Origin of the sequence: Chengkuizengella sp. SCS-71B (genome assembly GCF_040100845.1) — a bacterium.
Classification (GTDB): Bacteria; Bacillota; Bacilli; order Paenibacillales; family KCTC-33759; genus Chengkuizengella.
Map to the genome: position 1 here is coordinate 2,367,128 of NZ_JAZHSH010000001.1, position 21,714 is coordinate 2,388,841.

Here is a 21,714-nt window from a genome sequence, read left to right on the forward strand (position 1 = left end):
GACTACACCCCCACGTACTGATTTTTCCATGTTACATTTACAATTGAATCGTTCTCACCTGATTCACTCGTATATTCAATCTCATTTTCTCCAACTGCTAAATTCCAGAAAACACTGTTTAAATTAATCCAGTTAAATGCATTCTCTATTGATCCGTCACTCCGAATAATATCAGCTTTTTTCTTTCCAAATGCTGTTGATATTTGTAATATCTCCTCATAACCGATTTCACGATTTACTTTGATGAATTGCCCTGTTGTTTTATTTTTAATCATTGGATTTTTCGTATATCCTTTAATTTCTATTTCCACAGGGCAAGCGACATCTCCAGTATTGCTTAAAATTCCTGAATCCCCTCTTGTACCCATCTCAGTAGGAAAAGATAATGGGAATTTTAAAGCACCTAGCCATGCCACCAAAGGTTTACTTTCAGTTGATTCATCCGTCCAAAAAGGAGAAGGAGATAACAAACTAAAAATCACTTTCTGATATTTCAATCCTTGATTGCCACTACCATCTGGAAAAATAGGAGGCTGACTCACTACTACTTCTAATTCTTTGGTTCCAGCAGGGTACAAGTATTGTAAAGAGCCTTTGCCTAGTTTGGGATTAAATATATTTAACAATTCCCTTCTTCTCTCAAATAGTTCAGATGGGGATTCTACTAAAATCATTAATTCAAAGTTCAATTCTCTTTCATCTAACAAGGAATCAATATAAGATGAACCGTCTTGGAAAGGTGCTTTTTGCGTTTGTATCTCGACCTCATTTCCGCCAAGCCCCTCTATCATTTGCAGTAAATACGGTGACTGTTGTCCTAATTCAATAGAATCTCCTCTTCCATTTGTGAAAATCATCTTTTCGCTCATGAAATCCCCCATTCCAACGCTAATTGTCTAGAAGCTTGCAGCGTTTTTCTTTTGATATCCATTGGAGACAATGCGGTTGGACTATGGATGTTAATGTTTTGGGTAATGCCGCCCTTTACTTGCCCGAATTGATTTTGTTGTGATGCTACACTTGGCATTGCTACTAATTTCTCTAAGTTGGATTGTATATGTGGGATTCCATTGGAGATAGAGTTAGAAATCGGTCTTGCAAAATCAATTTTTCCAAGGTCAGAAAGTGTCGGCTCTAGTCCAATTACAAACCCATCTCCTGTCCATTCTCCTAGCTGTTTCATAACTTTAGAAGGGGAAGCAATTCCCAGCGCACTTTTGATAGTATCTTTTACCTTATCGGCAATCTCTTTTGCCTTTTCCCATATTCTTGATGCCATAGAACTGATTCCATCTAATAATCCTTGCATAATGTCTTTACCTATCTGTAATAAATCAAAATTCTCTAGAAATTCCTTAATGTTGTCCCAAACTTCAAAGATATTGTCCTTTATGGCACCCATTTTTTCAGATATGGTATCTTTCACACTATTAAACTTTTCAGTGACAGTGTTTATAATGTTCGAAAATGTAGTCGTTAAGAAGTCAACAATACCATTCCATAAGCCAACTACGGTATCTTTGATTGCATTCCATGTCGTGGATAAAAACTTCTGAACTTCTTCTAAACTTTCTGTAAAAAGAGTGCTGATACCACTCCACATTTCTATGAAAAAGGTTTTGATGCCGTTCCATAACTCCATTGTCGTTTCTTGAATGGTAGTCCATATCGTTGAAATGAACTCTGTTATTGCTTCTAATTGTGTTGTAAAGGTGGACTTAATTCCTTCCCAAACCTCTATAAAATATTGTTTAATTGACCCCCAAATCTCTGTCGCTTTTGCTGAAATCGTATCCCAGTTTTTATAGACAAGCACACCGATAGCTATTAGCGCTGCTATCGCTGCAATGACAGCCAAAACAATCGCCGTCATCGGAGACATGGCAATATTTAAACCAGATACACCAGGTATTAAAGATAATACCGATGTTTTCAATGCACCAAAGGTTTCACCTAAAGGTCCGAGGCTTCCTACTACACTATCTACAGCACCTATAGTCCCACTAATTCCATCAACGACGCCCATTGCAGAAGCACTCATATCTGTAAACCACCCAGTTGCTGCTCCAATCCCTTCAGATAACATTGGAAGCTTTTCTCCAAGACCTGGAATGAGGGCATCCAAAGGCTGCAGCGAATCTGTAATGTTTTGCATATTTTGTCCAAAGGCTTGAACTGCTCCCGCTTTTTCAGAGAGAACTGTGCCTACACTTTGTGCTTTAGTTGAAAAAGAAGCCAAACCGTCTGTTATCGCTTGGTTTTCTATGCCAAACTTAGCTAAGGTGTCTGAAGTGGTAGAAACGAGATTCGTTAAATCACTTCCGATGACATTCGAGAATCCGTTCATTACTCCACTGACTTGTTCTGTTGGTTGACTTAACTTACTTAAGGATGAAGTTAAGGAACCTTCTACAGAAACGGTTAAACCTTCAAATGAAGTTTGAAGATTACTAATCTGTTGTTCTAAATTGGATAAGAAACTTGTGTCTATTGCCACTCTTATCACCTTCTTTCTAAATAAAATAGAGCTTATCCTATGTCAGATAAGCTCTATTGCACGATCCCAAATTCATCCATCAGTTCATTAAGCACTTGTTTGGATTGTTCTGGGCTAGTGATTTGATTCGTTTGTTTTTTCTTAAATAACTTGTCCGCTGTAATCGGACGTTTCAAGTGTGGGGACATCACCCATGCCGCAAGCTGTGCTGTTCTTCTCCACTCTTGTTCTTCTCTTAATTCATATCCTTTGATCATCAGATTATATTCAGCTAAGGTTAATGACCAAAACTCTTGGGGTTTCAGACTTAAAATCCCGTAGGCAAATGCCTGCATTTCATCCCAGTCTAAACCCCCACTGTGTTTTTTTCCTCTTCCTCATAATCTGCTGATGGATCTAACTTCACACCTTTACCGAATAGACCTGATTTATCCAATGCTTTTAAAATGGGCTGCATCAAATCTTCAAATGAGCATTCTTCGTCTTGAATTTTACTTGTTAATAATTGACCTACATTATCTAGCGTGATACCACGATCTTTTCCATGTTTCAGACCAGCATAATAGAAAACTTGTATCATTCGGAATCCAATTTGATCTTCTTTTAAAATCGCAGAAATTCCTTTACCCATGCTTTCTTCGATCTCATACATAGCATTAAAATCAAACTTTAACCGTTTTGTTGTTTCTCCAAAATGAACCTCAACTGTTCTCATCAATTGATTTCCTCCTTAAATTAAACGCTTGGATTTGTAGTTAATGTACCTGTGCCTTGAAATTCAAAAGAATAGGTTGCTTCGCCGTCATAAGGACCTTCAACTGATCGAGAAGTGACTAAACATAAACCTTGCTCAATGTTACCTGCTCCTTCTTTCCATTGCACTAACACCTTTTCTTTCTTACGGATTGCATCTTTTAATGCAACATAAGCAGCATCGTCTGGAATGTATACTCCTTCTGCAGAAATCGTAAATCCATATAAACCATACTCGTATTCATAAGAACCATTGGAACCTTTATTAGTTACATCTACTGTTTCGGACACCTCTTCTAATGTAGCTCCTCTTTGTCCACCTACAACCGTGAAGTTCGGTTCTGCCTCTGTTCCTGTGTTTGCTAAAATTACAATATCAATTCCGTTTAATGCCATAATTAAATCTCTCCTCTTTTATTTGTTTTGTTTCTTGAGTTTTAAAACTAAGTCTCGTCGCTTCTATACGTTGTGATAAACTACAGACTTTTTTGATAACCACCCCCTTAAAAAAGTTAACCCATTATAGTTTGTTTAATTTAAATGCTTAAAAATTATTTTATTTATCACCTAATACAATATGAACAAACTTTGTAATGTCTTCCCCTTTTTGATCATAAAAGTTTATTTGATCTTGATCTTGAATTACAATGACACAATCCATCGTTGCTAGATTCACCCAATCATTCCATGAACCGTTTGCTTGTTTTGCTGGTAAGTCTTTAACTCTATACTGCTCCAAATTTGAATCAATCTCATGTATTTCTCCATTAAACTCAAACGTATTATATATATTGACAGGAATTGAAGTCATCATCTCATTCATGCTCTCCCACCTTCTTCATCCATGAAATCTACTAAACCTATTAGCTGCTGATGTTCGATCGGTAAATCTGAAAAATTACATATTTTTTTATCGCCTCTCTTTAACCTTTTCATTTTGTGGGAGGATAAAATGTATTTATCTTCTTGGTATTTCCCTTTGCCTTCATCTTTAACTAAACATAAGTAGTTCGATAATATTTCTAAACATACGATTGTTTTGCTTTTTTTCCATGTTTCTATAAAATATTCAGACCATTCATCTAAAAGCTCATTGACGACTTTAAGCCTTTGTTCATAATTTAACGTTGTGTCTAGTTTTATTTTTTCATTGTTTGGTAGAATAATTTTCATTTTATTTAACTCCTATAATGTGTTTCTACTAAGTTTGTTAATTTCAGCATTGTTTTTACCAAATTGTGTGTCACTTCTTTTTCTCTGATTTCTTTTTCTTTTCTCACAAGCTCTGCATACATTATAAAATCCATCTCCTTTGTGATCTGATCTTTTTCTAAAATGGGATTTTACTTTTGGTAATTGGTACAGACAAGTTTTACATTGTTTTAATTGTGTGTGCAGCACATGCTGATGTACCCAACGATTCCATTTGGATGTATTTGTTGTCCATATGATGTTGCAAATCCTTTCAAATTTTCGTTTGATCTTACGAACAGGAACATCGCTATGATGTAAAGTTGCAACATCGTATAAGGTGTACCCCATGAAAAGTAGTTTTAACAAAGCAAGCTGCTCATCAGTCAATTGCGACTCTTGTATGATGTTATCTAAATAAATATATGTGTTTATAAGTTCTTGATTGAGTTCTCTGACATCTCCAGCTTGGTCAAAAAAACGGTTTGCATTGGAATTGAAATAAATATCTATTTGATCTCGATATAAAATCAACCACTGAATCACGTTCGGATCAGATAGATTTAATTCATGTAAATTGGTTTTAGAGCTTGTGATGGAAAACATCCCCTTTCTGAAATCTTTAGTTGTAAGTAATGATCTTTCCATTTTCATCTAAATACCCTAGCAACTCTCCTGTTGGAGTTCTCCATGTAGATACAACCACCTCTATATCTTTAGATGTGGTTAAATTCTAGTCCTTGCAGCTCTTCTTTTTCTAATATTAATTTCTTAATTTCTTCATTGATTTCACAAATTCTGCTTTTTTTATTCTCACGTTTTATTCGTGCATATTTTTCCTCGAACAGTTCTTTTGATTCCCACCAGTCTTTATGATCACTACTTTTATATGAAGACATGTCTTCAATTTTTTGTATGATAACTCCAGGGTCGATCCGATCCCTACTTAAATTGATTTGATAAATATATTTAGGCACTTCATTGTCATTTAGAAGGAATATATTGATCTTTCCACCAGAGTATCCTGAGCTCTCAGCCTTTTCAAAAGTAAGTCGATATGTATAGTTTTCAATATCATTTATTATCTTATTTAATTCTTCTATCTGAAGCAAAACCTCGTAATATCCAAATACATTTAATTGTAGTGCATTTTCTTTAATTTTTGTTGTAAGCAATTTTTCTAATTGATTTAATAAATTTATCATTTTCACCTTTTCAATCCTCTCCATTTGATATTTTTAGGTTTTTATTAGGGTTTAAATTAATTTTATATAACACTAAACAAATCATTGCAATAGATTTCATATTAAAATGATATAGTTTCAATTCGCTCAAGATTATTAAAACTTGGTTTCTCATCCTCATCTATTCCTTTAAACGTATCATGTAACCATTTATTAAATACTTTCGTAAGCAAAGTGTTTAAATCAGACATTTGACAATCATCAATGTATTGAATCCATTCCCTAGAAAAATAGTTGCTCTGTTCAGAAACATCGTTACATACTTGATCAATGACCTGATCCCCATTAACACATATATATACTTCAGATAATTCTCCGATTTGAAACGATTGTTTTGAATTTTTATAAAATTGTCGACCTGCTTTAATAGCCCCCTCTTTGGTATTGTAAATATGATCCCACTTTTTATCTGCATTCTTTTTTATATATACCCATTTTCCCATCCCTATTTTTACCCCTTCCTTTCGAAAAAGTTTAATGAGAACAAAATAGAACATGTGTTCTGTATTTGAATTTTAGCATGGCATTAATTGTAAGTCAAGTAGCACACATGTATTTTTATTTTATTTATCTCTTATTAACTTAATATTAATTTTATTAATAAAACATCAAAAACCTCCCTCATTAGAATTTATATTTGTACTTTTTTATTCAGTATATAAAAGATATTTATTTGTATTTCCATTATCTGATAATATTTAACACTTGTCAACAGTTAATTTACTAATTTAGGATAAAGTTTTCATATAAAATCCTAATAATGATACATCTTCAAAGTATTTCTTTTTCATTTTCTTATATAACTTTATAAATTAAATCTACTTTAATTATATTTAACACATGATAAATAGATTTAATTTAGCCAATTTTTCTTGAATGAAATGACAAGCCTGCATCGTTTATACGAAATAAAAAACAACCAACATATATTACGCTGGTTGATCCTCTTGAATCTGAGATTGTGATCAAAGCAATATGCATAGAAGTTTAATAAAGGGTGTCATAACCCAGATTATGCTGTTCTTTTAATTATATAATTCGGCAATCGTTTTTTCATTTATAAATTTTTTAAGAGGATACCAATTTTGTTTAGGCATCGCGAATTTATCGCAGATTTTTTGATAGTCTTCCTTTTCTAATATACCTTTTTTTTCTAAGATTAATTTTCCTTCATAAATCATTCCTGAACGAACAATGTTTTTCGCTGTTAAACATTCAATTCCTAATGTTTTAGCTATAGTTTGTATTCTACGATATACGACCATCTTTTCAACCTCTTTCTCATAACTTGTTGTTTTTGTTAATGAGCTGCGAATGAGGTAATCATTTTCTACTAATTTCGTTTTATCACTCATATGGTCATCTTCTTCCATCTGGCCATTTTTTTTAATATATGTTTCTTGTTGGAATGCACGCTCTATGATGGAGATCGCTCTATCACTCAACTTTACTGTCCGCTCATTTCCATTTTCATCTTTTAACTGTACCGTGTTCGTGTTAAAATCCATATTTCCCTTTTGAATATTTCTAATTTCAGATAAAGATTTACCTTGTACTCCTTCAAACAATAATCGAACAATGACCATATCTTGATAATTCAGGCAATCATCTTCGATTTTACGTATTGTACTATCATTGAAATATAATTGAAGGTTCTTATCATATACAAATTGATCAAACCATTTTACTTTTTTCTCACTTAATTCATTTTTGTTTCCTTTACTATATCCATGTTGTAAGGACCAGTTAATATATGAAGTTACGATTCTTCCATTCACATGGCTTGCGTCTGTTGTAAGTGGTCTCAATGAGTATAAAATGATTTCAATGTCATCTAGTCCTAAATCAAATAAATCTGTATCACGAGCAACTTCTACTTCAGCACTTATTTCAAACACTCTTAAATAGATGTATTGAGATTTGTCAGATAGTTTAGTCAAAAATTTTGATTTTATTTCACAGTTGTATAAACCTAACATATTAGGATGAATGAGCTCATCTTCTGTAACACTATGCAACTGAATGATAAATAAATAGAGCATACCGATACTTAAATCTTTGATTTTCTCAGGATTTGAAATGATTCTAATTACCTCACCACTCAACATACCATGTGTAATCATTCGATTTTTAAGTTTATTAATCATTTGTTGATTGTTCTTAATATCATTCAGAATAGATATGGTAACATTCTCTAACTCCTTGCGATATATTTTCATAAAACTACACCTATCCCTTCATAATATTTACAGATTATATTTTACATTGATAAAATCATTTTATTTTATACTCTAATACATTTGTTCTTATTTATTATACATAATACCATATATTATTTATAAATATAACCTTTTACTGGTATTTTTTTATGTAAATTATGTAAATTAGTAATTCACAGAAGTAAAATATGGATTAAATTAGGAATTTCATTATTAAATTTCATTTTATTTGCCACTTAAAAAATAAAGTCAGATCTATTCTACTCCTATACTACTATAATAATTCACTTTTTCAACATATGTGTTTTTATCCAATAACTCAAATAGTCTTTCGTCCTATATTGTTCACTTCATAAATTAAATAACCTGACCGTGTAAAAATATAACATATTTACTAAATACTATACATTAATTATAATGGAGTTAAGTATGATTAAAAGGGAGATGAGTATATGAAATATGTTATCCTCTTCTTAGTATTACTTTTGATTGTATCATCAGTATCATTCGTTTCAGCTAGTGGGTCAAGTATAAATAGGGCTCCAGCACCAGTAAATGTTGAAGATGTACCAGGCACCTGGTATTTGGGTGGCGAACCTTTAGAAATTGATGAAAGTAAGTCCCCCATCGTATTTGTTCAAGGATTACATGGAAATGCAAGAGATTGGTGGGAAGAAACAGTATATTACGGAGAAAATGATATGTATGATTATTTCTATTCGAATGGCTATCGTACTGCATTTGTGCAGTTAGTGGATGCAACGGGTGGAGATGCAGCTGATATGTGGGATAATGGTCAAATGCTTGCAGAGATGTTAAAGGAAATACATGATCATTTTGGTGAAAAAGTAAATATTGTTTCACACAGTAAAGGTGGAGTGGACACACAAGCTGCATTAATACATTACGACGCTTGGCCCTATGTTGATGATGTGATTACGCTTAGCACTCCTCATTATGGAACACCTACAGCAGACTTGGCTTATAGCTGGTGGGCAAACTGGTTAGCAGATCTAATTGGACAGACAGATGATGGAACTTATTCTATGCAAGTAGGCGAAATGGAAAAATTCAGGTTATTGACGGACAATCATGAAAACGCTTTAAAAAATACTTATTACACTGCTTCTGGTACTGGATGGGGTCCTATATTCTCAGCACTTTGGTTTGGTGGATTATATTTATGTGAAGATAGTGATGGGTTAGTACCAGTATCGAGCACTCAGCTACCTTATGGGATACACTTTTTTAGCGGTGGAGATGACGTAGATCACGATAATGTTCGTATGGGATATATTTCTTATGAAAACATGGATGTCATTTTAAACAATTTGAACTCTTTCTCCCCTCCTTCATTTTCTATAGACGAAGCAAACAATCAGTCAACCTATGTACCCGAACAATTAATACGTGGGAATACTCTACCTATAAATCAATCTATTGAAGAAGTAATTCCAGTGGAATCAGGTAATAACCAAGTTGCTTTTCAAATATTAACAAGTGAAGAGCTTGTTGATGTATCTCTTACCTCTCCAGAAGGAAAAAAATATACAAAAAAAGCAAAGCAATTTAAATCATCCGATGTAAACCATATTTTCAAAGGCAGTTATAATCAAACATTTATAATAGACCAGCCTGTTGCAGGTGATTGGACGATCACTATGAACAGTTCACAAGAAGATGCTTTTCTAATTATTACTAATTTCGAAGGATCAAATGCGCTTGATCTAAAATGGTCAGAGTTAGAAGAAAAAGCAAATCAAAAACCAAACAAAGAAAAAGATAAATCTAAAAAAGTAAAGAAATTAAAGATTGATAAAAAGATAAAGATAAATAAAAAGAAAAAGAACATCAAAGGTTTAAAACCAGATATAATAAATACAATTAACTCTGAATCAACCAATGTAACTTACGAAATTGTTGGTACTACTGAAAATGGTGAAGTTTTCTATAGAACCGCTGTAAAGTCATATGCTCAATAAAACAAATTTAACAGTGATGTTGCATAGAACAAAAACTCCTATCGGAGTCTCTCGAGGTGGTAGCTGAATTCTTCTTTACACTATCATAAATTAAATAATTAAAATGTAGATAGTATAAGGGCAACTAACGATTCTAGACTTGCCAATCATTTAGTTTTCTTTAGAGGTAGTTTTTGTTGAAACTTAGAATTTGAAATTTTAAAAATTTTTAAGTTATAAAAAAAACAGTCCGTTATTTCCCTCGTATAACGGACTGTTTAAATAATTCCACTATTCTACCAAAGGTAGATCAGCTTAATTTATTATATACCTTTCTTAAGTCTTTAACAACTACATTCCACAAAAAATTCATATATTTTTCAAATTTTTTTTAAAAAAATTGAATATTTTTCAAAAGTTTTCAAAAGTTTTCAGAAAAATGAAAATTCCTATATCACTTTACTGTAGTAGTATAACATAGTATTCCCTATTAGTAAAAAATATTCCTGATTTATTATTTAAAAGGAAAATTTAATTCTAAATAAACAAATACCCACACCTATTATTTTAGGTACGGGTATTTGTTATAGGATTTGATAATCATTAATTTCCAGCTATAGCTTTTAATTTAGCAAAGAAGTTATTCAATAAAAAATATTTAAATCAAGATGGGATACTAGTTAGAGTGAAATTATGGACAGTCTGTTCAATTAAAGAAATTAAATCTCCTTCTTCTTTTAAGAAGTAATTTCCAGCTGCAATGTGAACCACTATAATTCCATGCACCTGATAATGCAAAAGTTTACTGTTTAAAACAAGTTGGTTGTGATCTGAGGTTTTAAAATGATTTGGAAAAAAATCATTAAAAAGTAAATCATAGATATCAAATTTAAACTTATCCCATTCATCAGAAAATACTTCTGAATAGTCAGCTTTAAAACCCGCAGAAAAAAATTGCTTGTACAAATATACGTTAGATAAACCAAACTGTAGATGCAATTTACAAATCCTCATTAATTTCTCTTTTGAATCTATATCATCACTTTTTGTAATTTCCTTTAAATCATACAACAACTTTTTCATTGGTGCTACAGCTAGCTTTTCTAAAATGTTTTTCTTGTCTTTAAAATGAAAATATATCGTTGCATGAGAGCAGTTTGCATTTTTACCTATTTCTCTAATAGTGACTTTTTCAAACCCTTTTTTTGAAAATAATTCTTCCGCTGCGATTAGAATACGCTGCCTAGTATTGATCTCAGTTTCCAAGTTAGTTAACTCCCTTCTATCAGTCCCAAAATGAAAAATGACCTAAAACATAGTATGGTTATTACTATCATAATACAATCATTTAAAACTATCCATATAAATTTACTAGGTTTTATTTATTTTAGTAATAAAACACTGTAAAATTTAAAATGAAAATATTTCGGTCTGTTTAGAAAGGTAGAAAGAACAGCATATCTTACGGATCAATTACTAACCTCTTATCAGATTAAACAGTTAGGACTTTACTTTGTTTATAATGTCTTCAATTGTGTATTGACTTAAAAACTCACAGAGGTGTTGCTCACCATCTGAAAAAATGCCATTTAACACAATTTGCATATTTGCTCCAATTATACAATGTTCATTTTTTTTTGAACATTTTGGTTGTAAAGCACCTTTGGAGGTCATCTTATAAATATCTTTTAATGAAATATCGCTAGGGTCTGTATTTAAAATGAACCCTCCTCCAGCACCTTCTTTTGATTTTATATAACCATGCTTCCTAAGAATACTTAATACTTTCCGTATTCTCACTGGATGAACTGATGCACTTTCAGCGAGGCAATCACTAGTAGACATTTTATCTGGTAATATCGAAAGATAAGCTAAGCTGTGTACAGCTAATGTAAATTCACTGTTCATTTTATAGTGCTCCTCCTTTGTTACACTGCTAATCTTATCGAGTTGTTTTATCGTTGTCAATCTAATTATATTCGATGAGATCCCTCGCCTCTAGTAAAATTAATTTCTTCTAGGTTATTCATTTTTTCATGAATTGATCTTAGTTCATGAAGCTGATTCGTATACTTTAAAAAATCATCTTCATTTTTTTCTATCAAAGCAATATCGATTAGATTTAAAATATTTCCTTCAAAATACATGTCAGATGGTTCCATTGCAGTAATTTTATTAGTTGATGTTTTAACTTTACGGTTTATTAAGTGAGGGTTATCGCTTTGTACAATATATATATTGACTAATGTATCTTTTACTCGTTCTACATATCCGATAAAGAACTCATCTTCTTTACTAACCCCTTTTACCCAATCCCCTACTTTAAATAACTTCATTATAAATTCCCCTTTCAATGATTTGAAATTAAATACTGTAATAAATTATATAACAGTTTGAATAAAAAAATTTACATCTTTCCTAACTCATTATTTTATACTGTAATTATAATCATTACAGAAGTGAATTGTCAATGGTCATTATTCTAAAAGTGCATAAACTACTCTATTCTAATTATATTTAAACAATTAAATTAATCATTTTTTATGCATAAAATTTTTGATTTGTTATTACTTTACACAAAAATATCATTGTGTTCTTGTATCTCTTATATTATAATAATTTAAACTAACTGTATGCTTATAAAATTACAATATCATATTTTTCCATTATCATTTTTTTTACAACTAAATGTAAGCGCTTTTATATAAAGGTGTTACATTTATATCACTCAAATTATCTTGTAAAATATGAATTACTGTATTATATTAGTATACAGAAGTGACATTTCTTTACTATTTCTTATCATTCAATGTAAGTATTATGTGAGTGTTTTAAATAAATATTTATACATTTTCACATAAAGTTGAACTATAGAAATATGATAATCATAATGTTACTAAAATTATGAAGTTATAGGGGGAAAAAAATGAAAAAGAATATTTTGGTATTATTAAGTGTATTTTTATTAGCTTCTATCGCATTAGTTGGTTGTTCAAGTAGTGATGAAAGTACAGAATCCTCATTATCAGTACTAGATCAAATTAAAGAAAGAGGAACGTTAAACGCTGGTGTAAATGGTGAGCTACCAGGATTTAGTTATTTAGAAGGTGGGGACTATGTAGGTTTTGATGTTGATTTTGCTAAAGCTGTTGCCGCTGCTATATTAGGTAAAGCTGAAGCAGTAGAATTCTCACCTCTTACAGCTTCTGAGCGTTTTACTGCTCTTCAAACTGGATCTATTGACTTACTATCACGTAACACTACTTGGACTACTTCTCGTGATGTAGACTTAGGATTAAACTTTGCTGGAGTTACATTCTATGATGGTCAAGGTATGATGGTTCGAGCGGATAGTGGTGTTAACACTTTAACTGATATGAATGGTATGAGAATTGCAGTTGAAACAGGTACAACAACTGAGTTAAACCTTGCTGACCAAATGGCTAAACTTAATGTTGCTTATGAGCCTGTTACATTCGATAACCAAGAAGCGGCAATTGCAGCATTAGAAGCAGGTTCTGTTGATGCATTTACAACAGATAAATCAGGATTAGTTTCTAGACTATCTACAATAGCGGATGCTGACGCATACAAGATTCTAGACGATACAATGTCAAAAGAACCATTAGGTCCTGTTGTTGCAGGTGGGGACGATAAAATGGGTGATTTAACAAGATGGGTATTAAATGCTCTGATTCAAGCTGAAGAATTAGGTATTACTTCTGAAAATGTAGATTCTTTCTTAGATAGTACAGATCCAGTTATCCAACGTTTGTTAGGAACAGATGGTAATCTTGGAGAACAGCTTGAAGTTAATAATGACTTCGCGTATCAAGCAATCAAGCAAGTAGGTAACTATGGAGAAATCTTTGAGCGCCATTTAGGTAAAAATACAGTATTTAATTTAGATCGTGGACTAAATGATCTATACACAAACGGTGGATTACTATACTCACCTCCATTCCGTTAATGTACATTTAGCTCAAAATTCATTTTTAATAGGTCTGCTTATAGTTTAACTTTGAGCAGGCCTTATTTTATACATTTTGTGAGGTGTCGAATAGATGAAAAAAAATAGATCAACTACAACAGCTACACCTTTCTGGCGTGATACTAGAATTATTCCAATTCTATTGCAAATCGTTTTCGTAGTTCTCGTACTCTTTATTGGTTCATTTCTTTTTACAAACGCTATGAATGGATTGGACAAGCTAGGTATTGAATTTGGTTTTAACTTTTTGCCAAACACTGCTTTTTTTGATATAGGTGAAAACCACATTGAATACGGACCACAAGATTCTTATTTTAGAGCCTATTTGGTTGGTATAGTAAATACGATTAGGGTAGGGATTATAGGTATAATATTGGCAAGTATTGTTGGAACTATCGTTGGAATATCAAGGTTATCTAAGAACTGGTTGTTAAATAAAATAGCAACAGTATATGTTGAAATTTTTAGAAACACCCCTCTTTTAGTACAAATTTTTATTTGGTATTATGCTGTCATCCTTCCACTTCCATTGATTGAAGAACAATTTAAGGTTGGACCAATTTTTATAAGTAATCGGGGAACTGCACTGCCATGGTTTAATGCTACATCTGGATCTACTCTATGGATTATCTTGTTTTTTGTAGGATTAATAACAGCCGTTGTTGTTCGATCGCGTTTAATGAAAAAACAAATTGAAACTGGTAACAATACACGTTCTGGTTTGTGGTCTTTAACTGTATTCATTGGAACACTGATTATTGCTTTAATAGTCACAAGAACTGCCCCATTTACTTTTGATAATCCAAGTATAAACGGCAGATTATTTGAGGGTGGTTATATACTCACTCCTGAATTTAAAGCAATTTTAATTGCACTTGTTGTATATACTTCAACTTATATAGCCGAAATTGTCCGTGGTGGGATTCAAGCTATTTCTAAAGGTCAGGTTGAAGCTTCAAAAGCACTTGGATTGAAAAATAGCACAACAATGAGTAAAGTTATATTTCCACAAGCGATCAGAATTATTATTCCACCAGTAACAAGCCAATATCTAAATTTAATTAAAAACTCAAGTTTAGCCGTAGCAGTTGGTTACCCTGAATTGGTTTACGTAAGTGGAACAGTTTTAAATCAAACAGGAAGAGCCATTGAAAATATTACTCTAGTTATTCTAGTCTATTTAACTTTAAGTGTAATCACTTCAATAATAATGAACATTTTCAATAAAAAATTCCAACTGGTGGAAAGGTAGGTGCAAAATATGAATGAACAAATGAATGTAGAGAAAACTCATAAAAAGACTGAATCTGCACCACCTAAAGCTTCAATTGGAGTGAGTGGTTGGTTAAAACAAAATTTGTTTAGTAGCTGGTCTAATACTTTATTAACGGTTATTATTTCAATAATTTCTTATTTTATTCTTAAAGGTGCTTTCTCCTGGGTATTCTTTGATGCTAACTGGCATGTGGTCACGAATGAATTAAAATTCTTATTAGTTGGTCGATATCCTGAAGAAGAGGTCTGGAGAATTTGGACGCTACTTTTATTTTTCCATGCGTTACTGGGATTATCTTGGGGATTTGGTAAAGGGGTAATGAATAGCATAGCCTTTACCATTGGAGGATTACTATTTGTATCGATGTTATTTCCATTTATTGAGCTTTCAACTCGTTTATGGATTGTTGCTAACTTAGTAACTTTACTTTCTTTCTTTTATATAGGTCATAGATTTCCAAAGGTTAAGAAAATTACATTTTTTGGATGGTTCCTATCCTTTCCTTTCCTCATATTCTTCATTAATGGTCTTGGAATATTACCATCAGTAAGTACGAATCTATGGGGCGGATTTATGTTAAACATCCTTCTAGCTTTAGTTGCTATCGTATGTTCCTTTCCATTAGGAATTTTATTAGCTTTAGGCAGAAGAAGTAAATTACCCGTAGTTAAATATTTTTGCGTTATTTATATAGAAGTCATTCGTGGAATCCCATTGATCACCGTATTATTTATGGCTAAGTTTATGCTTCCATTGTTTACTGGGGGTTTTGAAATTAATGATGTAATAGGGGCAATGGTAGCTTTAACTATGTTTAGCGCAGCTTACATGGCTGAGAATGTAAGAGGTGGTTTACAATCACTTCCAAGAGGTCAATTCGAAGCATCTCAGGCTTTGGGTTTAAACTCAACTTACATGATGATTTTCATCGTCTTACCACAAGCATTAAAAGCTGTTATTCCAGCTATTGTAGGTCAATATATTGCAATATTCAAAGATACGACACTTGTCCTAATTATTGGATTATTGGATATTTTAGAAATTGGTTTATCTATAATCGCAAAACCAGAATATATCGGTTTAGATTTAGAGGTTTTAGTATTTGGTGCAGTTGTATTCTTTATCTTCTGCTACTTAATGGCTCATGTGAGTCGCAGATTAGAAAAATCACTCAGTGTAGGAAATCGTTAATGGGGGGCTCAATATGTTAGATGAAAAGAACTTACAAAAACCACTAGAAGAACGCGAAGACATTATAGTTGTTAAGGACTTAAATAAATGGTTTGGAAAACTTCATGTGTTAAAGGATGTAGATGTTAACGTAAAGCAAGGTGAAGTAGTTGTTATTCTTGGACCTTCAGGCTCAGGTAAATCAACATTTATTAGAACTATCAATGCTTTAGAGGAGTTCCAAAAAGGTGAAATTATCGTTGATGAAATCAATCTCTCTCATGATGTATCAAATATTGATAAGATACGTAAAGAAACGGGTATGGTATTCCAGCAATTTAATCTCTTTCCTCATATGACAATTATTAAAAATATTACCCTAGCTCCAATATGGGTTCGCAAATGGAAACGTGAGAAAGCTGAAAAAGTTGCAATGGAATTATTAGAAAGAGTAGGTATACCTGAGCAAGCACATAAATTCCCTGGTCAGTTATCTGGCGGGCAACAACAGCGTGTAGCTATTGCTAGAGCATTAGCTATGCAGCCAAGAATCATGTTATTTGATGAGCCCACCTCTGCACTAGACCCTGAAATGATTAAAGAAGTTCTAGATGTTATGAAAACATTGGCTAAATCAGGTATGACCATGTTAGTTGTTACTCATGAGATGAACTTTGCTAGAGAGGTTGCAGATCGTATCATCTTGTTCGATGATGGAGAAATTATTGAAGAAGGAACACCTGAAGAGCTATTTGACAATCCCAAACATGAACGGACGAAATTGTTCTTATCTCAAATTTTATAGTGTTATTTGAATAGAAGAGGCTCGGATATAAGTTGAAAACTAACTGATTTTTGCATAAAAATACGCATAAATAAAATCGCATGAAATCAAGGATTATTAAATTGATTTCATGCGATTTATTCATTTTAATTGGGTTTTGTCCCAGCCTCTTTTTTGTATTATTATCTTAGTTCACTTTTATATTTTCCAAATTCCAAGTGGAAAAAATCGTGTCCGCTCTGAGCTTCCATGAACTTCATCTATTCACTTCTATTACCTCATTCTTTCAAATTAAGAGAAAGACAACTGCTTTTTATTTATTTTTTCAAGCATATCTTTTGTTAATTTTGACAGATCATATTCAGCTTTAAAACCCCATTCTTCCTTGGCACAAGTTGCATCAATTGAATTTGGCCAGCTTTCAGCAATAGACTGTTTAATGGAATCAACTTGATAATTCATCGTAAACGTAGGAATGTATTTCTTAATTTCATTCGCAAAATCTTCGGGAGCAACACTCATCGCTGTAACGTTAAATGCATTTCTGTGTACAAGTTTGGAAGAATCTGCTTCCATTAAGTCAATAATAGATTGAATGGCATCTGGCATATACATCATATCCATATAAGTCCCTTTATCTATATATGAAGTATAACTCTGATTTTTTATTGCACTATAAAAAATCTCTACAGCGTAATCTGTAGTCCCTCCCCCTGGTAATGTGCCATAGGATATAAGTCCAGGGAAACGTAATCCCCTTGTATCTACCCCAAATTTTTGAAAGTAATAATCACACAATAACTCACCAGAAACCTTATTTACTCCGTACATCGTTGTTGGTCTTAAAATCGTATCCTGAGGTGTATGATTTGCTGGTGTTGTAGGGCCGAAAACTCCTATTGAACTTGGAGTGAAAAATTGTAAATTCAACTCTCTAGATACTTCTAGTGCATTCATTAAACTTCCCATATTTAAATTCCATGCAAGTAATGGTTTTTGTTCCGCCGTTGCTGACAATAAAGCGACCAAATGAATTAAGGTGTCAACTTCATACTTTTTCGCGATTTGATACATTTTTTGTTCATCTGTTACATCTAACAATTCAAATGGACCAGATGTTACCACAATACTATCATTTTTACGTATATCTGTTGCAATCACATTATCTGCTCCATAGAGTTTTCTTAATTTTAATACAAGTTCAGAGCCAATTTGACCTAAAGCTCCAGTGATCAGAATTTTTTTCATCCATTTCTCCTCCTTTCTAAATGTATTATTTATATCAAGTTCATTTCTTTGCCTACTTTTTCATAAACGGCTAAAGTTTGATCTAACATTTCTTTTGTATGCGCAGCTGTTGGCATATTTCGTACTCTACCTGTTCCTTTTGGTACAGTGGGAAAAACAATGGATTTAGCATAAACTCCTTCTTCGTAAAGACGTTTGCTAAATTGTTGCGTTTGTAATTCATCACCGATAATACATGGAGTAATAGGAGTTTCACTTTCTCCAATATCAAAACCAAGTTTTGTTAATCCTTTTTTCAAGTACTCGCTATTTTCCCATAATTTCTCTTGCAGTTCAGTGCTATCTGATAAAATATCGATGGATTTAATACTTGCTGCGATATCAGCTGGTGTCAGTGCAGTGGAAAATAAAAAGGGTCTGCTTCGTACCTTTAACCAATCTATAAGATCTTTTTTACCAGCTACGTAACCACCTACTACCCCTATCGCTTTTGATAAAGTACCAATTTGAAAATCTACTTTATCTGACAATTGAAAATGTTTGACTGTTCCTGCTCCATTTCCTAAAACTCCTGATCCATGAGCATCATCAACATATGTAATTAGATCAAATTCTTCAGCAATTTCAACAATCTCAGGAAGTTTGGCTATATCTCCATCCATTGAAAAAACGCCGTCAGTGATCACCATGATTTTATTATATAGTCCAGATTCCTTAGCTTCTTTTGCTTTATTCCTTAAATCAAGCATATCGGAATGGTTTACTCTAATAATTTTTGCCCTGGATAAACGACAACCATCAATAATGGAGGCATGATTTAATTCATCAGACAATATAGCATCGTTTTTATCCATGACAGCTGATATGGCAGCCATATTGCAGTTAAATCCAGATTGATAAGCAATAGCAGCTTCAGTGTGTTTGAATTTTGCTATTTTTTCTTCTAATTCTAAATGTAGTTTAAAAGTACCGTTTATAGTGCGGACAGCTCCTGCTCCCACCCCATATTCCTTAATTGCTTCAAACATCGCTTGTTTTAAACGTTCATCCGTTGCTAATCCCAAATAATTGTTAGAGGATAAGTTAATGAGTTCTTTTCCACTAATTTTAATGACGGGTCCGTTTGAACTTTCAAGTGGATCTATTTCATTGTATAAACCCTTTTCTTTTAAATCATCCAAATTTTGTTTTAAAAAATCCTGTAAAACGTTACTTGACATACCTTGTACCTCCATCATCAATTCATTATTATATTTTGTAATCTAGATAAATACAAAAATCCATATGTGGTGGACACCATGTAAGGTTTTATTAAAATCGCTTCAACTCTTTTATACCAAAGTTTTTATTAGTTTTATTATATACTATAATTAATAATTTGTTTACCCTATATGGACATTTTAGTAAAAAATTTTATAAATAGGGCTACTATTAACCTTTTCACAAATCACTTATATTTATTTTGCTATTTATTGTTAATTTTCATAAAAAAAAGACCTAATAATAAATTAAAAGGCCTTAAATAGTCCTAGTATCCAAAAATGCACATCTTTCCTTTATATTCCATCAATTGTTTTTATTTAATGACACCCCAAAAATTTTTTCTTGTAATTCCTTACCTGTAGGTGTAGCTGCTAAACCACCTTGTGCAGTTTCTTTTAATGCCGTAGGCATATTTTGACCTATTTTATACATAGCATCAATGACTTCATCACAAGGAATACGACTTGTAATACCTGCTAATGCCATATCTGCAGCAATCATAGCATTTGAAGCTCCCATTGCATTTCTTTTCACACAAGGTACCTCAACTAATCCTGCAACTGGATCACAAACTAAACCAAGCATATTTTTTAAAGTAATCGCCATCGCTTCAGCAGATTGCTTTGGAGTACCGCCCGCCATTTCAACAATTGATGCGGCAGCCATTCCTGCAGCTGATCCTACCTCAGCCTGACAACCTCCTGCAGCTCCGGAAATGGAAGCATTGTTGGCTACAACAAACCCAAATGCTCCCGCTGTAAATAAAAATTCAATCATTTGTTCTCTAGAAGGATTTAATTTATTTTTTAAAGCAAACAATGTACCTGGTACAACACCCGCTGAACCAGCAGTCGGCGTAGCACATATCGTTCCCATTGCTGCATTCACTTCATTTGTAGCAACAGCTTTACTAACTGCATCTAAAATGATTTCACCAGTTAAAAACTGTCCTTTTTGAATATACTTTTGCAATAGAACAGCATCTCCACCTGTTAAACCAGAGAATGAATGGACTCCAGTTAATCCTTTTTCTACTGCTCTTTCCATAACATCTAAATTTTGTCCCATTAACGAAAGTATTTCTTCACGTGTTTTTTCTTTAACTTCCATTTCTTGCTCAATCATAACTTGAGCGATTTTAATGTTTTTACTTTCTGCTAAATGGACAAGCTCAGCTACATTACGAAACATTAAGTTTTCTCCTCTCTATTCACGTTCCATTTCACGGAAGAATTGGTCACACTGTACTAAAACTTCCTGTTTTGTAAACTGAAAAATATTTCAAATACTTTTTACTTACTTATGGAATTTGTTAATCGACAATCTTGGTCACCTGTAATATATTTGGTAGTAACGATAAATCATCCAAAACAGACTGATCAATATTCTGATCTACCTCAATTGTCATTAATGCAAGTTTCCCTTTTTCCTTTCTGGAAACTTCCATATGACCAATATTAATTTGATGTTTGGCTAATAAGTTAGATACAGAAGCAATAGCACCAAATTTGTCATTGTGTGCAATTAAAATTGCTGGATGATTACCTGACAATTTCAATTCAAAACCGTTCAACTCTGTAATTTCAATCTTCCCACCACCGATAGAAATACCAACTAGTTCAAGTTCACCAGCATCATCTCCAACCTTAACTCTAGCGGTATTGGGATGATCTGTAACTGCTTCCTCTTCTCTAAAAGTAACATTGATTCCTAGCTGGTGCGCTATGCCAAGTGAGGATTTGATACGTTCATCAAAAGTATCAAAATCTAAAATGCCTCCAATAATTGCAACATCTGTTCCATGACCTTTATAAGTGTTAGCAAAAGAGCCATAAAACGATATTGTAATCCATTTTGGCTGTCTGCCAAATAAACTACGAGCAACCTTACCAATCCTCGCCGCTCCAGCCGTATGAGAACTAGATGGACCAATCATCACAGGTCCTATAATATCAAACACACTTTTAAATTTCATAGTGATGTTCTCCTTCCCCGTTCACTAAAAAAAATTTATTAATATTTATATAAATTACTCATGATATTTTATACTAATATATACATTTCATTCGCTTACATTACCAGTAAGATTGATGTGAATTTTATGTGTAAATTTACAC

At 32.6% G+C, this 21,714-nt stretch carries 23 protein-coding genes; 5 read left to right on the top strand and 18 right to left on the bottom strand.

Annotation, left to right across the window (positions count from 1 at the left end; translation table 11 throughout):
• Positions 1 to 2: 2 nt before the first annotated feature.
• The 11 genes from VQL36_RS11505 to VQL36_RS11555 all read right to left on the bottom strand — a co-directional run bounded on the left by VQL36_RS11505 (position 3) and on the right by VQL36_RS11555 (position 7,904).
• Positions 3 to 869, bottom strand: coding sequence for a phage tail family protein (locus VQL36_RS11505; RefSeq protein ID WP_349249449.1), 867 nt, complete (start codon positions 867 to 869; stop codon positions 3 to 5).
• Positions 866 to 2,497, bottom strand: a complete 1,632-nt coding sequence (locus VQL36_RS11510) for a hypothetical protein (protein WP_349249450.1) — start codon at positions 2,495 to 2,497, stop codon at positions 866 to 868. The genes VQL36_RS11505 and VQL36_RS11510 overlap by 4 nt, the downstream gene beginning before the upstream one ends.
• 53 nt (positions 2,498 to 2,550) lie before the next feature.
• Entirely contained in the window at positions 2,551 to 2,832 is a 282-nt protein-coding gene (locus VQL36_RS11515; protein WP_349249451.1) for a phage tail assembly chaperone, read from the bottom strand.
• A gap of 11 nt (positions 2,833 to 2,843) precedes the next feature.
• On the bottom strand, positions 2,844 to 3,215 hold the full coding sequence (locus VQL36_RS11520) for a hypothetical protein (protein ID WP_349249452.1): 372 nt from the start codon (positions 3,213 to 3,215) through the stop codon (positions 2,844 to 2,846).
• 17 nt (positions 3,216 to 3,232) lie between these two features.
• A complete protein-coding gene (locus tag VQL36_RS11525; RefSeq protein ID WP_349249453.1) occupies positions 3,233 to 3,646 on the bottom strand; it encodes a phage tail tube protein in 414 nt (137 codons plus the stop codon).
• A gap of 160 nt (positions 3,647 to 3,806) precedes the next feature.
• Positions 3,807 to 4,073 (bottom strand): hypothetical protein, encoded by a 267-nt coding sequence (locus VQL36_RS11530; protein ID WP_349249454.1) that lies wholly within the window; start codon positions 4,071 to 4,073, stop codon positions 3,807 to 3,809.
• Positions 4,070 to 4,423, bottom strand: a complete 354-nt coding sequence (locus VQL36_RS11535) for a hypothetical protein (RefSeq protein WP_349249455.1) — start codon at positions 4,421 to 4,423, stop codon at positions 4,070 to 4,072. The genes VQL36_RS11530 and VQL36_RS11535 overlap by 4 nt, the downstream gene beginning before the upstream one ends.
• A 12-nt stretch (positions 4,424 to 4,435) precedes the next feature.
• On the bottom strand, positions 4,436 to 5,095 hold the full coding sequence (locus VQL36_RS11540; protein ID WP_349249456.1) for a hypothetical protein: 660 nt from the start codon (positions 5,093 to 5,095) through the stop codon (positions 4,436 to 4,438).
• A gap of 62 nt (positions 5,096 to 5,157) precedes the next feature.
• Positions 5,158 to 5,652, bottom strand: coding sequence for a hypothetical protein (locus VQL36_RS11545; RefSeq protein ID WP_349249457.1), 495 nt, complete (start codon positions 5,650 to 5,652; stop codon positions 5,158 to 5,160).
• Between the two features lie 95 nt (positions 5,653 to 5,747).
• Entirely contained in the window at positions 5,748 to 6,128 is a 381-nt protein-coding gene (locus tag VQL36_RS11550) for a hypothetical protein (protein ID WP_349249458.1), read from the bottom strand.
• 582 nt (positions 6,129 to 6,710) lie between these two features.
• Positions 6,711 to 7,904, bottom strand: coding sequence for a hypothetical protein (locus tag VQL36_RS11555; RefSeq protein WP_349249459.1), 1,194 nt, complete (start codon positions 7,902 to 7,904; stop codon positions 6,711 to 6,713).
• A gap of 452 nt (positions 7,905 to 8,356) precedes the next feature.
• Between VQL36_RS11555 and VQL36_RS11560 the strand changes: the two genes are divergently transcribed.
• Positions 8,357 to 9,886, top strand: a complete 1,530-nt coding sequence (locus tag VQL36_RS11560; protein WP_349249460.1) for a hypothetical protein — start codon at positions 8,357 to 8,359, stop codon at positions 9,884 to 9,886.
• Positions 9,887 to 10,528: 642 nt separating this feature from the next.
• On the opposite strand, the gene VQL36_RS11565 is transcribed toward VQL36_RS11560, so the two are convergent.
• The 3 genes from VQL36_RS11565 to VQL36_RS11575 all read right to left on the bottom strand — a co-directional run bounded on the left by VQL36_RS11565 (position 10,529) and on the right by VQL36_RS11575 (position 12,201).
• Complete coding sequence (locus VQL36_RS11565) at positions 10,529 to 11,131, bottom strand: TetR/AcrR family transcriptional regulator (protein ID WP_349249461.1); 603 nt, start codon at positions 11,129 to 11,131, stop codon at positions 10,529 to 10,531.
• 234 nt (positions 11,132 to 11,365) lie between these two features.
• Positions 11,366 to 11,773 carry an Rrf2 family transcriptional regulator gene (locus tag VQL36_RS11570; RefSeq protein WP_349251171.1) on the bottom strand — a complete coding sequence of 136 codons (408 nt, stop codon included), beginning with the start codon at positions 11,771 to 11,773 and terminating at the stop codon, positions 11,366 to 11,368.
• Between the two features lie 65 nt (positions 11,774 to 11,838).
• A complete protein-coding gene (locus VQL36_RS11575) occupies positions 11,839 to 12,201 on the bottom strand; it encodes an IDEAL domain-containing protein (RefSeq protein ID WP_349249462.1) in 363 nt (120 codons plus the stop codon).
• Positions 12,202 to 12,791: 590 nt separating this feature from the next.
• Between VQL36_RS11575 and VQL36_RS11580 the strand changes: the two genes are divergently transcribed.
• The 4 genes from VQL36_RS11580 to VQL36_RS11595 all read left to right on the top strand — a co-directional run bounded on the left by VQL36_RS11580 (position 12,792) and on the right by VQL36_RS11595 (position 17,107).
• Positions 12,792 to 13,835, top strand: a complete 1,044-nt coding sequence (locus tag VQL36_RS11580; RefSeq protein ID WP_349249463.1) for an amino acid ABC transporter substrate-binding protein — start codon at positions 12,792 to 12,794, stop codon at positions 13,833 to 13,835.
• A 94-nt stretch (positions 13,836 to 13,929) separates the two neighbouring features.
• Positions 13,930 to 15,108: an ABC transporter permease subunit gene (locus tag VQL36_RS11585; protein WP_349249464.1), complete on the top strand. Its 1,179-nt coding sequence runs from the start codon at positions 13,930 to 13,932 to the stop codon at positions 15,106 to 15,108.
• A 9-nt stretch (positions 15,109 to 15,117) separates the two neighbouring features.
• The gene (locus VQL36_RS11590) at positions 15,118 to 16,323 is read left to right on the top strand and encodes an amino acid ABC transporter permease (RefSeq protein ID WP_349251172.1); all 1,206 of its coding nucleotides are present in this window, start codon (positions 15,118 to 15,120) and stop codon (positions 16,321 to 16,323) included.
• A gap of 13 nt (positions 16,324 to 16,336) precedes the next feature.
• Positions 16,337 to 17,107: an amino acid ABC transporter ATP-binding protein gene (locus VQL36_RS11595; protein ID WP_349249465.1), complete on the top strand. Its 771-nt coding sequence runs from the start codon at positions 16,337 to 16,339 to the stop codon at positions 17,105 to 17,107.
• Between the two features lie 270 nt (positions 17,108 to 17,377).
• On the opposite strand, the gene VQL36_RS11600 is transcribed toward VQL36_RS11595, so the two are convergent.
• From VQL36_RS11600 to sdaAB, 4 genes are all read right to left on the bottom strand, one after another.
• Positions 17,378 to 18,334, bottom strand: coding sequence for an L-threonine 3-dehydrogenase (locus tag VQL36_RS11600; protein WP_349249466.1), 957 nt, complete (start codon positions 18,332 to 18,334; stop codon positions 17,378 to 17,380).
• 29 nt (positions 18,335 to 18,363) lie between these two features.
• Entirely contained in the window at positions 18,364 to 19,554 is a 1,191-nt protein-coding gene (locus VQL36_RS11605; RefSeq protein ID WP_349249467.1) for a glycine C-acetyltransferase, read from the bottom strand.
• Positions 19,555 to 19,900: 346 nt separating this feature from the next.
• On the bottom strand, positions 19,901 to 20,788 hold the full coding sequence (gene sdaAA, locus VQL36_RS11610; RefSeq protein ID WP_349249468.1) for an L-serine ammonia-lyase, iron-sulfur-dependent, subunit alpha: 888 nt from the start codon (positions 20,786 to 20,788) through the stop codon (positions 19,901 to 19,903).
• Between the two features lie 121 nt (positions 20,789 to 20,909).
• Entirely contained in the window at positions 20,910 to 21,572 is a 663-nt protein-coding gene (gene sdaAB, locus VQL36_RS11615; protein ID WP_349249469.1) for an L-serine ammonia-lyase, iron-sulfur-dependent subunit beta, read from the bottom strand.
• Positions 21,573 to 21,714 lie beyond the last annotated feature (142 nt).

Bases quoted from the DNA above. Each gene is read 5' to 3' on its own strand.
- sdaAB (WP_349249469.1), bottom strand. From the start codon at position 21,572: ATGAAATTTAAAAGTGTGTTTGATATTATAGGACCTGTGATGATTGGT.
- VQL36_RS11590 (WP_349251172.1), top strand. From the start codon at position 15,118: ATGAATGAACAAATGAATGTAGAGAAAACTCATAAAAAGACTGAATCT.
- VQL36_RS11570 (WP_349251171.1), bottom strand. From the start codon at position 11,773: ATGAACAGTGAATTTACATTAGCTGTACACAGCTTAGCTTATCTTTCG.
- VQL36_RS11585 (WP_349249464.1), top strand. From the start codon at position 13,930: ATGAAAAAAAATAGATCAACTACAACAGCTACACCTTTCTGGCGTGAT.
- VQL36_RS11605 (WP_349249467.1), bottom strand. From the start codon at position 19,554: ATGTCAAGTAACGTTTTACAGGATTTTTTAAAACAAAATTTGGATGAT.
- VQL36_RS11580 (WP_349249463.1), top strand. From the start codon at position 12,792: ATGAAAAAGAATATTTTGGTATTATTAAGTGTATTTTTATTAGCTTCT.
- VQL36_RS11505 (WP_349249449.1), bottom strand. From the start codon at position 869: ATGAGCGAAAAGATGATTTTCACAAATGGAAGAGGAGATTCTATTGAA.
- VQL36_RS11550 (WP_349249458.1), bottom strand. From the start codon at position 6,128: ATGGGAAAATGGGTATATATAAAAAAGAATGCAGATAAAAAGTGGGAT.
- VQL36_RS11575 (WP_349249462.1), bottom strand. From the start codon at position 12,201: ATGAAGTTATTTAAAGTAGGGGATTGGGTAAAAGGGGTTAGTAAAGAA.
- VQL36_RS11535 (WP_349249455.1), bottom strand. From the start codon at position 4,423: ATGAAAATTATTCTACCAAACAATGAAAAAATAAAACTAGACACAACG.
- VQL36_RS11530 (WP_349249454.1), bottom strand. From the start codon at position 4,073: ATGAATGAGATGATGACTTCAATTCCTGTCAATATATATAATACGTTT.
- VQL36_RS11595 (WP_349249465.1), top strand. From the start codon at position 16,337: ATGTTAGATGAAAAGAACTTACAAAAACCACTAGAAGAACGCGAAGAC.
- VQL36_RS11560 (WP_349249460.1), top strand. From the start codon at position 8,357: ATGAAATATGTTATCCTCTTCTTAGTATTACTTTTGATTGTATCATCA.
- VQL36_RS11525 (WP_349249453.1), bottom strand. From the start codon at position 3,646: ATGGCATTAAACGGAATTGATATTGTAATTTTAGCAAACACAGGAACA.
- VQL36_RS11515 (WP_349249451.1), bottom strand. From the start codon at position 2,832: ATGCAGGCATTTGCCTACGGGATTTTAAGTCTGAAACCCCAAGAGTTT.
- sdaAA (WP_349249468.1), bottom strand. From the start codon at position 20,788: ATGTTTCGTAATGTAGCTGAGCTTGTCCATTTAGCAGAAAGTAAAAAC.
- VQL36_RS11555 (WP_349249459.1), bottom strand. From the start codon at position 7,904: ATGAAAATATATCGCAAGGAGTTAGAGAATGTTACCATATCTATTCTG.
- VQL36_RS11600 (WP_349249466.1), bottom strand. From the start codon at position 18,334: ATGAAAAAAATTCTGATCACTGGAGCTTTAGGTCAAATTGGCTCTGAA.
- VQL36_RS11540 (WP_349249456.1), bottom strand. From the start codon at position 5,095: ATGAAAATGGAAAGATCATTACTTACAACTAAAGATTTCAGAAAGGGG.